The sequence below is a fragment of the Halomonas sp. A29 genome (assembly GCF_046723295.1).
GTDB lineage: Bacteria > Pseudomonadota > Gammaproteobacteria > Pseudomonadales > Halomonadaceae > Halomonas.
Genome location: NZ_JAXQPR010000010.1, coordinates 58,665 through 72,368 on the forward strand (window position 1 = coordinate 58,665; position 13,704 = coordinate 72,368).

Annotated in this window: 11 protein-coding genes; 5 read left to right on the forward strand and 6 right to left on the reverse strand. The window is 63.7% G+C overall.

The window, feature by feature from the left end:
• Positions 1–47: 47 nt before the first annotated feature.
• The 4 genes from SPH52_RS18500 to SPH52_RS18515 form a co-directional block, all read right to left on the reverse strand.
• Positions 48–1,469 (reverse strand): MATE family efflux transporter, encoded by a 1,422-nt coding sequence (locus SPH52_RS18500; RefSeq protein WP_411796533.1) that lies wholly within the window; start codon positions 1,467–1,469, stop codon positions 48–50.
• Positions 1,470–1,542: 73 nt separating this feature from the next.
• The gene (mmsB, locus tag SPH52_RS18505; RefSeq protein ID WP_411796534.1) at positions 1,543–2,439 is read right to left on the reverse strand and encodes a 3-hydroxyisobutyrate dehydrogenase; all 897 of its coding nucleotides are present in this window, start codon (positions 2,437–2,439) and stop codon (positions 1,543–1,545) included.
• Between the two features lie 53 nt (positions 2,440–2,492).
• Entirely contained in the window at positions 2,493–3,647 is a 1,155-nt protein-coding gene (locus SPH52_RS18510) for an enoyl-CoA hydratase/isomerase family protein (RefSeq protein WP_411796535.1), read from the reverse strand.
• A 36-nt stretch (positions 3,648–3,683) separates the two neighbouring features.
• Positions 3,684–4,850 carry an acyl-CoA dehydrogenase family protein gene (locus SPH52_RS18515; protein ID WP_411796536.1) on the reverse strand — a complete coding sequence of 389 codons (1,167 nt, stop codon included), beginning with the start codon at positions 4,848–4,850 and terminating at the stop codon, positions 3,684–3,686.
• Positions 4,851–5,074: 224 nt separating this feature from the next.
• Between SPH52_RS18515 and SPH52_RS18520 the strand changes: the two genes are divergently transcribed.
• Both SPH52_RS18520 and SPH52_RS18525 read left to right on the forward strand, forming a co-directional pair.
• Positions 5,075–5,515 (forward strand): MerR family transcriptional regulator, encoded by a 441-nt coding sequence (locus SPH52_RS18520; protein ID WP_411796537.1) that lies wholly within the window; start codon positions 5,075–5,077, stop codon positions 5,513–5,515.
• 111 nt (positions 5,516–5,626) lie between these two features.
• Positions 5,627–7,330 carry an AMP-binding protein gene (locus SPH52_RS18525; RefSeq protein ID WP_411796538.1) on the forward strand — a complete coding sequence of 568 codons (1,704 nt, stop codon included), beginning with the start codon at positions 5,627–5,629 and terminating at the stop codon, positions 7,328–7,330.
• 72 nt (positions 7,331–7,402) lie between these two features.
• On the opposite strand, the gene gcvA is transcribed toward SPH52_RS18525, so the two are convergent.
• On the reverse strand, positions 7,403–8,290 hold the full coding sequence (gene gcvA / locus SPH52_RS18530) for a transcriptional regulator GcvA (protein WP_411796539.1): 888 nt from the start codon (positions 8,288–8,290) through the stop codon (positions 7,403–7,405).
• A gap of 121 nt (positions 8,291–8,411) precedes the next feature.
• Between gcvA and SPH52_RS18535 the strand changes: the two genes are divergently transcribed.
• Both SPH52_RS18535 and SPH52_RS18540 read left to right on the forward strand, forming a co-directional pair.
• Positions 8,412–9,905 carry an aldehyde dehydrogenase family protein gene (locus SPH52_RS18535; protein ID WP_411796540.1) on the forward strand — a complete coding sequence of 498 codons (1,494 nt, stop codon included), beginning with the start codon at positions 8,412–8,414 and terminating at the stop codon, positions 9,903–9,905.
• Between the two features lie 73 nt (positions 9,906–9,978).
• Positions 9,979–11,259, forward strand: a complete 1,281-nt coding sequence (locus SPH52_RS18540) for an NAD(P)/FAD-dependent oxidoreductase (protein ID WP_411796541.1) — start codon at positions 9,979–9,981, stop codon at positions 11,257–11,259.
• Positions 11,260–11,292: 33 nt separating this feature from the next.
• Here the strand turns inward: SPH52_RS18540 and SPH52_RS18545 are convergent, their stop codons facing one another.
• Positions 11,293–11,781 (reverse strand): Lrp/AsnC family transcriptional regulator, encoded by a 489-nt coding sequence (locus SPH52_RS18545; RefSeq protein WP_411796542.1) that lies wholly within the window; start codon positions 11,779–11,781, stop codon positions 11,293–11,295.
• Between the two features lie 333 nt (positions 11,782–12,114).
• On the opposite strand from SPH52_RS18545, the gene nhaC reads away from it, so the two are divergent.
• On the forward strand, positions 12,115–13,638 hold the full coding sequence (gene nhaC, locus SPH52_RS18550; protein WP_411796543.1) for a Na+/H+ antiporter NhaC: 1,524 nt from the start codon (positions 12,115–12,117) through the stop codon (positions 13,636–13,638).
• Positions 13,639–13,704 lie beyond the last annotated feature (66 nt).

Consider the following 13,704-nt stretch of genomic DNA (forward strand, 5'->3'; position numbering starts at 1 on the left):
CATTTTCATGAAATGTAGACCAAATAGAGGCCACTGCCAACCCTTCATCACGCTTTTTTCTCGACAGAGCCACTCGATGCAAGCCCAGGCTCGACCGCGCGCATGGCATCGAGCCGTATGTACAGCGTACGCCACGCCACCAGCCCCACCAGCACGTTGGCCGCGAACAGGCCGATAAAGATGCCTTGGGTTCCACCAATCACTCCGCCCAGCCAGGCCAGCGGCACGGTGAGCAGGAACAACCGAATGACCGATAGACGCATGGCGCGCGCGGGTTCGTGCAGCGCATTGAACGAAGAGACGGCCAAGATGACCACGCCTTGGGCGCCAAGACCCAGCGGTACCCACCACAGGAAGCTACGCAGCACTCCCCCCATCTCACTATCTGCCGTGTAGCCGGCAACCAGCCAGGGCGACAGCAGCTGCAGCAATAGCCATACCCCGAGCTGCCACGCCAGCACGAAGATGAAGCAGCCGAAGATGGCCCGCCGCACACGCTCGTGCTGCCCTGCCCCGACGTTCTGGCTGACTAGCGGCGGCAGCGTCATCGACAGCGCCAGCACGACGATCTGGGCGATGGCCTCGATACGCGTGCCGACGCCATAGCCTGCCACCGCATGGTGGCCGTGGCCGGCGACGATGCGGGTCACCAAGGCCAGGGCCAGCGGCGTAAACACGCTGGTAATGGCGGCGGGCAAGGCAATTCGCGACAGTTCACGCCAGGAAGTCATCAGGCCGGCCGCGGTAAGACAGCGCAGCTCGAGGCAGTCGCGCAGCTCACGCTGAAGGAACAGCGCCGCGGTCATGGCCCCCCAGCTCAGCACCGTGGCCAGGGCCGCCCCCTGAACGCCCAAGGCCGGGAACGGCCCTACGCCGAAGATCAGCAGCCAGTCGAGCAGGCCATTGAGCAGTGCCGCCAGCGCCATCATCAGGCCGGGTATCAAGGTGTTGCCCTGGGCGCGCAGCACGCTGTTGAGTACCCGCGGCACGATCACCACCGCTGCACCCAGATACCAGATACCCATGTAGTCGTGGATGTGCGGCATAAGTGCCGCATCGGCCCCCAGCAGCCGGAACATCGGCTCGAGCGTGACCAGACCGAGCATGCTCAGCAGCACCCCGACCACCAGCGCCAACAGTGCAGCATCGGTAGCACGCCGTCGCACGGTTTCGATATCGCCCTGGCCCAGGCGACGCGCCACCACCGCTGAGGTGCCGATGCCCAGACCGATGGCCAGACTGATCACCGCGAACACCACCGGGAAGGTGAACGATACCGCCGCCAGCGGCGCCGGCCCCAGCCTGGCGATGAACCAGGTATCCACCAGGTTGAAGCTCATCATGGCGATCATGCCGCCGACCACGGGCAGGCACTTGCGCAGCAGGGTCAGGGCGATGGGGCCTTCGAGCAGTTCACGGCGCATGGGGCGACGCCCACCGGAGCCGAAATGTGAAGAAGCGGGTTTCATGAAACCTCTGAAAACAGAAAGCGGGCACATGATTGTGCCCGCTTACAGGGGAAGCGCCAAAGCCCGTCTAGCGCTATTCGCCCGCCCGGTAGAGCTTTTGAATACTGGAAAAATCCAGACCGCCGTTGCCCTGGGCCGCATGCAGCGCGAACAGGTTGCGCGCCTGGGAACCCATCGGCACCGTGGCCTTGCACCCCAGCGCCAGCTCCCAGGCCAGCCCCAGATCCTTGGCCATCAGGTCGGTCAGGAAACCACCTTGGTAGTCGCGTGAGGCGGCGGAGCCTTCCATGACCCCGGGCCAGGGGTTGTAGACGTTGAGCGCCCAGTTGCCGCCGCTGCTCTGCTTCATTATTTCGGAGAGCACGGTCGGGTCGAGGCCATTCTTGACGCCCAGGGCCAACGCTTCGGCGGTGCCGCTCATGAGGATGCCGAGCAGCATGTTGTTGCAGATCTTGGCCACCTGGCCGGCGCCGATCTCGCCGGCATGAAAGATGTTCCTGCCCATGGCTTCGAGTACCGGCCTGGCCTGTTCGAAGCCGGCCTGGCTGCCGCCGACGATGAAGGTCAGGATGCCGGCCTGGGCGCCGCCCACGCCACCGGATACCGGCGCATCGAGATAGGTCAGGCCGCGCTCGGTGGCTGCGGCACCCACGACTTGAGCATCTTCCGGCGAGATGGTGGAGGCGTCGATGATCAGCGGCTTGCCTTCCAAGGCATCGAACAAGCCAGGTGAATCCTCGCGACCGAGATATAGACGCCGCACATGCTGGCCGGCCGGCAGCATGGAGATGACCACCTCGGCCCCGCTGGCCGCGCTCTGGGCACTGGCGCAAGCGTGGGCACCGGCTTCCTCGAGCCGCTTCATGGCAACCTCGACCAAGTCGAAGACGCTGACCTCATGACCGGCCTTGACCAGGTTGTGGGCCATTGGGGCGCCCATGTTGCCCAGGCCGATAAAGGCGATTTTCATGCGAGCTGCTCCTGATTGTCGTTATCGAAAGTGAGTGACTTGGAGTAAAGCGTTCAGTGGATTCGTTTGCCACTGCCGAGGTCGCGCAACGGGTGCTCCTCGCCGCTCCACAGCGGTGCCAACAGCGCTTGCAGGTCCGCCTCGGGCACGCTGGCAACACTCTCGTGAAGCCACTTGGGATTCTTGTCCTTGTCGATCAGCAGCGCCCGCACGCCTTCGGCGATATCGCCCTGCCGGCAGCACTGCACCGAGAGGTTGAGCTCGTCGCGGAAGGCCTCGGCCAGGCCAGTATGGCGGTGGCGCTCGAGCATGCGCCAGACCAGATGGGCGCTCAGCGGGCTGCCCACCTCGAGCCGCTTGCGGTTGACGCCAAGCCACGCATGATCGGTATCGTCCTGCAGGATACGCCTGACCGCCGCAGGCGCATCGACCTGGCCGGTGAGGGCCTGGATATGATCGAGCAGCGGCCACACCTGGGCGGCCGGCGCCTGAGAGCGCGCTTCGAGTTCATCGAGGACACGCTGCACGCCGGCCTGGAGATCGCGTGGACTACGCGAACCATAGTCGGCTCCGCCCAAGGCCTCCAGCACCGCATCGCGGCGCTCGCGCGGCACGAAGTGGTCGGCCAGTCCCAGGTCCAGCGCATCGCGAGCATTGAGCTGGGCACCGGTGATCCCGAGATAGGCCCCTACACCAGGCGGCATGCGGTTGAGGAACCAACTGGCGCCGATGTCCGGGTAGAGACCGATGGTGATCTCGGGCATGGCGATCAATGTGGTTTCGGTCACCAGGCGCCGCGAGGCCCCCGCCATCAACCCCAGGCCACCGCCCATGACGATGCCGTCGCCCCATACCAGCACCGGCTTGGGATAGGTGTGAATGCGGTAGTCGAGGCGATATTCCGTGGTGAAGTAGGTTTCGGCGTAGAGGCTGTCGCGGCCGGCACCGCGATTGTCGCCCTCCTCGATCATCGAGCGGTACAACGCGACCACGTCCCCACCGGCGCAGAAGGCCTTCTCCCCGGCCCCCTCCAGCCACACCGCAACGATGCTGCGGTCCACCGCCCATGCCTCGAGCTTGGCGTCCAGTTGCCGGGCCATGTCCAGCGTCAGTGCATTGAGCGACTTCGGCGAGTTGAGGGTGGCGATACCGATCCTTCCGCCATCCCGGGTCGTCAGCTCATCGAAGATGACCGCAAGTTCCGTCATTCCCGCTGTTCTCCTCTGGTTATTGCAGCGTCATGGTTATTGCAGCGCTTCGATCACGCCATCCGCCAACAGGCGGCGAGCCACGATCACGCGCATGATCTCGTTGGTGCCCTCGAGGATCTGGTGCACACGGGTATCGCGTACCATGCGCTCCAGGGGGAACTCCCTCAGGTAACCATAACCGCCATGCAGCTGCAGCGCCTCGTTGCAGACATTGAAGCCCATGTCGGTGGCGAAACGCTTGGCCATGGCGCAGTAGGCGGTAGCCTCCGGGTCGCTCTGATCGAGCCGCCAGGCGGCCTGACGCACCATCAGCCGTGCCGCCGTCAGCTCGGTGGCCATGTCGGCCAGCTTGAACTGCAGCGCCTGGAAATGCGCCAGCTCGCGGCCGAACTGCTTGCGCTCCTGCAGATAGTTGCGTGACAGCATCAGGGCATGCTGGGCCGCTCCCAACGAACAGCTGGCGATATTCAGGCGGCCACCGTCCAGCCCCTTCATGGCCAGCTTGAAGCCTTCTCCCTCCTCGCCCAGACGGTTGCCTACCGGCACACGCACCCCATCGAAGCTGACCAGGCGAGTGGGCTGGCTCTTCCACCCCATCTTCTCCTCGTTCTTGCCATACTCGATGCCCGCGGCATCCGCCGGCACCAGGATCGCCGAAACCCCGCCGGCACCGCTGTCGGATGCGCCGGTGCGCGCCATGACCACCAATACATCATTGGCACCGGCGCCGGAAATGAACATCTTGGAGCCGCTGATGACATACTCGTCACCGTCGCGCACGGCCTTGGTGCGCAGGCTGGCCGCGTCGGAACCAGAACCGGGCTCGGTCAGGCAATAACAGCCAAGGCACTCGCCGCTGATCAGTCGCTCGACCCAACTCTCACGTAGCGCCTCGTTGCCCCAACTGGCCACCATCCAGGCCACCATGTTGTGGATGGTAAGATAGGCCGTCGTCGAGATGCAGCCCTGCGAGAGCTGCTCGAAGATCAGCGAGGCGTCAAGGCGCGACAGTCCCAGGCCACCGCGTTCTTCGGGAATGTAGATACCAAGGAAGCCCGCCTCACCGGCCCGGCGGATGACATCGACGGGAAAATGAGAGGTAGCATCCCATTCGGCAGCGTGCTCGGCCAGCTCCGCCCGCGAGAAGTCCGCGGCGGCCTGAACGAGCGCCTTCTGGTCATCGGTTAGGGAGAAATCCATTACGGTGTCCTCTACGTTTTTTGGCGGTCCATTCGTCCAGCAGAGTTGGGTGACAGGGCCATCGAAGCCGGGGCTCAATGCCAACCAACCTAGCACTTGCTAGGTTTTATCGCATACATCCCTTGGTCGACAACCACTTTACGTTAACGTCAACGTCGTCTAGTGTTGCGGTTATGTGGAGGGACCCCGCATGACGGCCCCTTCCAACCCATAGGAAACGAATAATGAGCACATCCAAAGCGGAAGCCACCACCCCGGTCAACGGCAGCCTGCCGCGGCATCGACGCACCTATTCCATAGGCGAGCTGGCCCGGATGTTCGAGGTGACGCCGCGCACCATCCGTTTCTATGAGCAGGAAGGGTTGCTGGCGCCGGAGCGTCGTGGCCAGACCCGTATCTACCACGAGAAAGACCGCGTTCGTCTCAAGCTGACCTTGCGCGGCAAGCGCCTGGGCTTCTCTCTCGCCGAAATCCGCGAGGTCATCGAGATGTACGACGCCATGCCCGACGGCAACGCACGCCAGCTCAAGCGTCTATTGGAGATTCTCGCCGACAAGCGTAACAACATGGAACGCCAGTTGGAGGACATTCGCCTGATGCAGCGCGAACTCGACGACGTGGAGATGCGCGCGCGCGAGGTCCTGGAGCGTCTCGACCAGCACTGACCGAAATGGCGCCGCGCCCTCACCGCACCGCAATAAGGGTGGGCATCCACCGGCAATCGCCTATTACAAACGGACTCTACTGCAAACTGCCACAACAAGACGGGTAACACGATGACACGCCAAGCATTACAAGCACGCGTCCCGAACAGTTACGTCAGCGGCATCAGCAACACCCCGCTGAAGGGGCAAACCATTGGCGATTGCTTCGACGATACGGTGGCGCGCTTTGCCGACGGCGAAGCCCTGCTCAGCCTGCACCAGGGCCTGCGCTACACCTGGAGGGAGCTGCAACAGGCGGTCGACCAGGCAGCCCGTGCCATGCTCGCGCTGGGCGTGAAGAAGGGCGATCGGGTGGGCATCTGGTCGCCCAACTGCGCCGAGTGGACCATCACACAGTTCGCAACGGCCAAGATCGGCGCCATCCTGGTCAACATCAACCCCAGCTACCGCACTCACGAGCTGGAGTACGCGCTGAAGCAGTCCGGCACCTCGACGCTGATCCTGCAGGGCCAGTTCAAGACTTCCGACTATGTGGCCACCCTGGCGGAGCTGGCACCCGAGCTGCGTGACGGCACACCGGATAACCTTTCCGCTGCCAAGCTGCCCGAGCTAAAGCGCGTGGTGTGCCTCGATGCCGAGCGTGCGCTGAGCGGCATGTACAGCTGGCAGAGCATGCTGGCGCACGCCAACGAGGTCTCAGCTGAACATCTGGCCGAGATCCAGTCCACGCTGCAGTTCGACGAGCCGATCAATATCCAGTACACCTCGGGAACCACCGGGGCTCCCAAGGGCGCCACCCTCTCCCACCACAATATTCTCAACAACGGCTTCTTCGTCGCCCGCACCATGGGTTTTACCGAGAAGGATCGCCTGGTGATCCCGGTGCCGCTCTACCACTGCTTCGGCATGGTAATGGGCAACCTCGGCTGCATGACCCACGGTGCCACCATGATCTATCCAGGCGACGGATTCGAGCCTGAAGCCACCCTCAAGGCGGTCGCCGACGAGAAGGCCACGGCGCTGTATGGCGTACCGACCATGTTCATCGCCGAGCTTGAGCATGCCAACTTCGCCCAGTACGACCTCTCCACCCTGCGCACCGGCATCATGGCGGGCTCCATCTGCCCCATCGAGGTGATGCGCAAGGTCATCGACAAGATGCACATGGAAGACGTCACCATCTGCTATGGCATGACCGAGACCAGCCCGGTCAGCACCCAGACCAAGACCGACGCTCCCTTGGATAAGCGCGTGACCACGGTGGGTACCATTCATCCCCACCTCGAAGTCAAGCTAGTCAGCCCCGAAACCGGCGCCGTGGTGCCACGTGGCGAGACCGGCGAGCTGTGCACCCGCGGCTACAGCGTGATGCTCGGCTACTGGAACAACGAGGAGGCCACCGCCAAGTCGATCGACAGCGCCGGCTGGATGCACACCGGCGACCTGGCCGCCATGGATGAGGACGGCTACATCGCCATCGTCGGGCGCATCAAGGACATGATCATCCGCGGCGGCGAGAACATCTACCCGCGCGAGATCGAGGACTTCCTCTATACCCACCCGGCCATTTCCGACGTGCAGGTGATCGGCGTGCCCGACGAGAAATACGGCGAGGAGGTGATGGCCTGGGTCAAGCTGGCGGACGGGCAGCAGCTCAACGCCGACGAGCTCAAGGAGTTCTGCAAGGGCAAGATCGCCCACTACAAGATCCCGCGCTACGTGAAGTTCGTCGACGAGTTCCCGATGACCGTTACCGGCAAGATCCAGAAGTTCAAGATGCGCGAGGAAGCCACCCACGAGCTAGGCCTGGCCTGAACGCCTGGCGACTCCGCATCCGCCCGTCCGTCACCGCGCCCCTGCTCCGCCAGGGGCGCTTGCCGTTTACCCTCACGTCGTGCGCTCGCCAATCCAGTCGATGAAGGCCCGCACCTTGTAGAGGTCGGCCATGTGTTCGGGATAGGCCATGTAGTAGGCATCCCGGCTCTTCAGGCTGAAGGGCCAGGGAATTGCCAGCTTGCCCTCGTCGATCTCCTCCTGGGCGAGAAAGCGCGGTACCAGGGCCACCCCGCAGCCGGCCTGCGCTGCCCGTAGCGCCATATAGAAGGTATCGAAGCGCGGCCCATGGTAGCTGTGCTCGGTGTACTGGCCCTGGGCATCGAACCAGTCGTGCCACGCCTCCGGACGGGTGGTGCTCTGCAGCAGCACCAGTTGGGTCAATGCCAAGGGCTCGTCCACGCTCATCCCTTCCAGCGCCCGCGGCGAGCAGACCGGCACGATCTCCTCGTCGAGCAGCTTGATGCACTCGGCCCTGGGCCAGGCTCCGTGACCGAAAAAGAAGGCCACCTCCACCCGCTCCTGCTGCATGTCGAACGGCTCGACGCGATTGCTGATATTGAGGTTGATGTTCGGATGCCGAAAGCGGAAGCCGTTGAGCCGCGGTATCAGCCAGCGCGCACCGAAGGTGGGCAGGGTTGCGACGTTGAGCACGTCGGCTTCACCACCATAGGACTGCATATAGCGCGTCGACATTTCGACCTGGGAGAGGATCTTGCGCGCCTCGCTCAGGTAGATCGCCCCCTCGGGCGTGAGGTGCAGGCGCCGCCGGATACGCCGGAAAAGCGGGTGCTCCAGGATCGACTCCAGTTGAGCAACCTGCTTGCTCACGGCGCTCTGGGTCAGGCTCAGTTCGTCCGCCGCGCGGGTGAAGCTCAAATGACGGGCTGCCGCTTCGAAGCACTGCAGCCCGGCCAGTGAAGGGAGGTGTCGTCGACTCATGAAGCCTACATAACATGAAATTAAGGAATGATATTTGTCGCAATCATCGCTTGTTGCCACTCGCTGGGGCTAGCAATACTGGGTGCCACGGCATGCATTGATAATAACGATAGGAGAAAGAATGATCGAATCCCTGATGCAGCGTCTCGGCGTGGCGCCCGAACAGTACCGGCACGGTGAGATCGCGGTCTCAACTCCCATCGATGGCAGCGAAATCGGTCGCGTGCGCATCGCTACCCCCGATGAGGTCGATACGGCCATTGCCAACGCCCAGCAGGCCTTCGAGGCCTGGCGTCAGGTGCCCGCCCCGCGCCGCGGCGAACTGGTGCGTCTGTTCGGCGAACAGCTGCGCCGTCACAAGGAGGATCTCGGCGCCCTGGTGACCTGGGAGTGCGGCAAGATCCTCCAGGAGGGGCTCGGCGAGGTGCAGGAGATGATCGATATCTGCGACCTGGCCGTGGGTCAGTCGCGCCAGCTCTACGGTCTCACCATCGCCTCCGAGCGACCCGGCCACCACATGCGCGAGAGCTGGCACCCACTCGGCCCGGTGGGGCTGATCACCGCCTTCAACTTCCCGGTCGCACCCTGGGCCTGGAATGCGGCGCTGGCGCTGGTATGCGGCGACAGCCTGTTGTGGAAGCCCTCCGAAAAGACGCCGCTCACGGCCCTTGCCTGCCAGGCGTTGCTCGAACGCACCATGGCCGAATTCGGCGACGATGCACCGCAGTATCTCAGCCAGGTGATCATCGGCGAGCGCACCGCCGGCGAGCAGCTTGCCGACGATCCCCGCATTCCCTTGATCAGCGCCACCGGCAGCACCCGCATGGGTCGCGAGGTAGGCCCCCGGGTTGCCTCCCGCTTCGGCCGCAGCATTCTCGAGCTGGGCGGCAACAACGCCATGATCCTGACACCCAGCGCCGATCTCGACATGGCCGTGAGGGCCATCCTCTTCTCGGCGGTGGGCACCGCCGGCCAGCGCTGTACCACTCTGCGCCGCCTGATCGTGCATTGCTCCATCAAGGCGGACGTCGTGGCCCGCCTCAAGCAAGCCTATGCCGGCATCAGCATCGGCGACCCGCTCGAGGGCAATCTGATCGGTCCGCTGATCGACCGCCAGGCCTTCGACACCATGCAGCGGGTACTGAACGAGGCACGCGAACAGGGTGCCACGGTATTCGGCGGCCAGCGCCAGCTCACCGAGCAGTATCCCGAGGGCTACTACGTGGCGCCGGCCATCGTCGAGGTCGACGGCCAGAACGACCTGGTACGGGACGAGACCTTCGCGCCGATTCTCTACGTCATCGGCTACGAGCAGCTCGGTGAGGCCATCGCGCTCAACAACGACGTGCCCCAGGGCCTCTCCTCCTGCATTTTCACCACCGACGTGCGCGAGGCCGAGACCTTCGTCTCCGCCGTGGGCAGCGATTGCGGCATCGCCAACGTCAACATCGGTCCCAGTGGCGCGGAGATAGGTGGTGCCTTCGGCGGCGAGAAGGAAACCGGCGGCGGCCGCGAATCGGGCTCCGACGTGTGGAAGAGCTACATGCGCCGCCAGACCAATACCGTCAACTACTCCCGAGAGCTCCCCCTCGCCCAAGGCATCAGGTTCGATTGACCCTGCCGTGTCATTGGCCTCGGCGCAGCGGCGCGCCGAGGCCTTCCCAAGCGCGCCCAGTACGGGAGGCACCATGAAGGAACGCTGTCTCTGGCACGACACCTCAATAGAGCCGCCCCTCGAGCTGGGCGCGCTGCAGGGCGAGCACACCACCGATGTGCTGGTGATCGGCGGCGGCATCACCGGGCTCAGCACCGCCCTGCACCTGGCCGAAGCGGGCGTCAGCGTGAGCCTGATCGAAGCGGGCGACGTGCCCAGCGGCGCCTCGGGGCGCAACGTCGGGCTGGTCAACGCCGGCTTGTGGATCCCGCCGGACGACATTCGCAAAGTGCTTGGCGAGGAGGTCGGCGAACGCGCCAACACCATCCTCGGCAGCGCGCCTGCAGTCGTCTTCTCGCTGATCGAACGTCACGGCATCGAATGCCAGGCGACCCGCACCGGCACACTGCACCTGGCCCATAACGGCAAGGGCGAGCAAGAGCTGGAGCGACGTACCGAACAGCTGCAGCGACGCGGCGCCCCGGTAGAGCTGCTGGAAGCGGACGACTGCCAGCGGCTCGTGGGCACCCAACGCATCCGCCGCGCCCTCCTCGATCACCGCGCCGGCACGCTCAATCCCACCGCCTATACCCGCGGGCTGGCGCGTGCCGCCAAGACAGCCGGCGCACGCCTTTTCATGCACAGTGCCGCCACAGGGGTCAACCGAGTCGGTGAAGAGTGGTGGGTCAGCAGTGCCCTCGGCAGCGTCAAGGCTCGGCGACTGGTACTCGCCACCAACGCCTATACCGAGGATCGCTGGAACGAAATCCGCCGCCACTTCTTTCCCGGCTATTTCTTCCAGGTTGCCTCCCGGCCGCTACCCGAGGAACTGGCCGGCGACATCCTGCCCGAGCGCCAGGGCGCCTGGGACACCCGCATGGTACTGAGCAGCATGCGCCGCGACGCCGAGGGCCGCTTGATCCTCGGAAGCCTCGGCAAGGGAGAGGGCAAGCCCGCCGCCTTCCTGCGCTGCTGGGCCAACCGCATACAACGCCACTATTTTCCCCAGTTGGGCAGCGTCGAGTGGGAATGCAGTTGGAGCGGGCGAATCGGTTTCACGCCCGACCATACGCTGCGCCTGTTCGAACTCGCGCCTGGGGTACTCGGGGTGTCGGGCTACAACGGTCGCGGTATAACCACCGGCACCGTGGTGGGCAAGGGCTTTGCCCAGTACCTGATCAACGGCGACGACAGCGCCCTCCCCCTGCCGATTGGCACCCCCAGGCCGATACGCGCCAGGTCGCTGCGGAGCTCAAGCTATGAAGGAGGATTTACGCTCTACCACACCGGGCAGTGCCTGCGGGTGCTGATCTGAACTAGCCATGCTCTCTAGCGAGGCATCGGAAAGCTACCGCTCGGGAAAGGCGTCAATGGGAATTGGCACCGTCACTTCATCCTTGACGAGTTCCATCACCACGAAGGAGTGCGTCTGGTGAACATTCGGCAGCCGGCCGATCTGCTGCACAAGCACAGCACGGTAATGAGCGATGTCGTGGGTCCGCACCTTGAGCAGGTAGTCGAAATTCCCCGCCACCATGTAGCAGCCCTGCACTTCGGGGATAAGGCGTACCGCCTGGTTGAAACGCTCCAGGGCATCCTCGCTGGTCTTCTCCATGGTCACCAGTACCACCAGCACATGGCCTGCACCAAGCTGGGCCGGGTCCAGGTCGGCACGATAGCCGCGAATAATCCCGGCCTGCTCGAGCCGGCGCACGCGCTGGGCACAGGGCGTCTTGGTGAGATTGACGCGGCTGGCCAATTCCACGATGGAAAGCCGCCCATGCTCCTGCAGTTGATTCAGGATACGGCGGTCGATGCGATCCAGCTTGGTAGCCATAATGCCTACTTATAAGGTTTTCAAAGGACAATAGTAAATGAATCTAGCGTTATTTGGAGCCTATTCCTAGCCATTCTGGCCAATACTGAGCCTGTGAGACCTAGGAAGTAATGGAACCCTCATCAAGCCCGCATGCCTTGTTTGCTGCAATCACTGCCAATGGCAGATAGCGCATCATCTGAAAAATTTGGAGGTAATCACTGCCAGAACGAGACGATATACGGAGATTCCAGCCGTCGACTCGAGGCGATTCATGAAAGAGCGGATCGTCAGGTTGGACATCGCTCAAATAACGAGATGAGAAGCAACGCGTATCAACCCCAGGGTAATGACATGACAAGTCCAAAAGATTCAACAGCTTTCAAGCCGCCTGGCCTCATTCTGGCTCTGACTCCCGTCGTCCTGACACTGCTGGTATTGGCGGTTCAGCTATTCTATTTCGGCGATTTCACCCCTCACATTCCCCTTGCCATCGGTTTGGCGATCACGGCGCTGGTGGGGGTCAAACTCGGCTTTCGCTGGAAACAGATCGAAGAAGGTGTCTTCCACGTCATCCACGTATCGCTGCCCTCCGTCTCGGTGCTGATCTGCGTGGGCATGATCATCGGCGTGTGGATCGCCAGCGGCACGGTACCGACCCTGATCTACTATGGCCTGACGATTCTCTCGCCGACTATCTTCCTGGCAGCGGCCATGCTGCTCTGCTCGATCGTGTCGCTGGCGCTGGGTACTTCATGGGGTACGGTCGGCACGGTCGGTCTGGCCCTGATGGGCATCGGCGCAGGCTTCGACATACCGATGTACTGGACCGCCGGTGCGGTGGTATCGGGCGCCTTCTTCGGCGACAAGGTCTCGCCGCTGTCGGATACGACGAACCTCGCCCCAGCAGTCACCGGCACGGACGTCTTTTCCCACATCAAGAACATGATGCCGACGACGATCCCGGCGATGCTGATCGCCTTCGCCATCTACCTGGCGGCGGGTTTCACCCTGATCGACGACAATAACGCCTCCTTCGAACGGATCGATGCCATCACCGCGGCGCTGCAGGCGAACTTCACCATCTCGGCCTGGCTGCTGCTGCCGGCGGTGCTGGTCATCGTACTGGCGGTCAAGCGCATGCCGCCCATCCCGTCGCTGTTCGCCGGCGCCCTGGCCGGTGCGGTTACCGCCATGGTCGTGCAGGGAGTCGGCGTGCATGACGTGCTCACCTATGCCAACAGCGGCTACTCGATCGACACCGGCGTCGCCGCCATCGACAGCCTGCTCAACCGCGGTGGCATCCAGTCGATGATGTGGACCATCTCGTTGGTACTCATCGCCCTGGGCTTTGGCGGTGCGCTGGAGAAGACCGGCTGCCTGGAAGCTATCATCCGCGCCATCATGACCAAGGTGCGTAGCTTCGCCGGGCTGCAGACCTCGGCCGTACTGACCTCGGTTTCCACCAACCTGGTCGCCGGCGACCCCTACCTCTCCATCGCCCTGCCCGGCCGCATGTATGCCCCCACCTACCGTGGCATGGGTTATTCGACCCTGAACCTGTCGCGCGCCATTGAGGAAGGCGGCACGCTCATCTCGCCCCTGATTCCCTGGAACGCTGGTGGTGCCTTCGTGATCAGCGCCCTGGCGCTCGGTATCGCCGACGGTAACGTCGAGAACCTGCTCTACATTCCGCTGGCCTTCGCCTGCTGGCTGTCGCCGGTGATCGGTCTGATCTATGCGCAAACCGGCCTGTTCTCACCGCGAGCCAGCGAGGAAGAGCGCCAGCTCTGGCGGGAACAGGGCGAGGCCATCGCGACCGACCTCGGCGCCGCTGGCGAGGCTTCGACAAGCACCGCCCCAGCGCGGGCAAGCTGAGTCAGTGCCCCGGCGTCGGCCGGGGCCATGCCATCGACCCAGCAGGCTTGGCCTGCTGGGTTTCAC

Excerpts from the sequence above, each read along its gene's own strand:
- SPH52_RS18525 (WP_411796538.1), top strand. The coding sequence starts at position 5,627 with ATGACACGCCAAGCATTACAAGCACGCGTCCCGAACAGTTACGTCAGC.
- SPH52_RS18520 (WP_411796537.1), top strand. The coding sequence starts at position 5,075 with ATGAGCACATCCAAAGCGGAAGCCACCACCCCGGTCAACGGCAGCCTG.
- gcvA (WP_411796539.1), bottom strand. The coding sequence starts at position 8,290 with ATGAGTCGACGACACCTCCCTTCACTGGCCGGGCTGCAGTGCTTCGAA.
- SPH52_RS18535 (WP_411796540.1), top strand. The coding sequence starts at position 8,412 with ATGATCGAATCCCTGATGCAGCGTCTCGGCGTGGCGCCCGAACAGTAC.
- SPH52_RS18510 (WP_411796535.1), bottom strand. The coding sequence starts at position 3,647 with ATGACGGAACTTGCGGTCATCTTCGATGAGCTGACGACCCGGGATGGC.
- SPH52_RS18500 (WP_411796533.1), bottom strand. The coding sequence starts at position 1,469 with ATGAAACCCGCTTCTTCACATTTCGGCTCCGGTGGGCGTCGCCCCATG.
- mmsB (WP_411796534.1), bottom strand. The coding sequence starts at position 2,439 with ATGAAAATCGCCTTTATCGGCCTGGGCAACATGGGCGCCCCAATGGCC.
- SPH52_RS18515 (WP_411796536.1), bottom strand. The coding sequence starts at position 4,850 with ATGGATTTCTCCCTAACCGATGACCAGAAGGCGCTCGTTCAGGCCGCC.
- nhaC (WP_411796543.1), top strand. The coding sequence starts at position 12,115 with ATGACAAGTCCAAAAGATTCAACAGCTTTCAAGCCGCCTGGCCTCATT.
- SPH52_RS18545 (WP_411796542.1), bottom strand. The coding sequence starts at position 11,781 with ATGGCTACCAAGCTGGATCGCATCGACCGCCGTATCCTGAATCAACTG.
- SPH52_RS18540 (WP_411796541.1), top strand. The coding sequence starts at position 9,979 with ATGAAGGAACGCTGTCTCTGGCACGACACCTCAATAGAGCCGCCCCTC.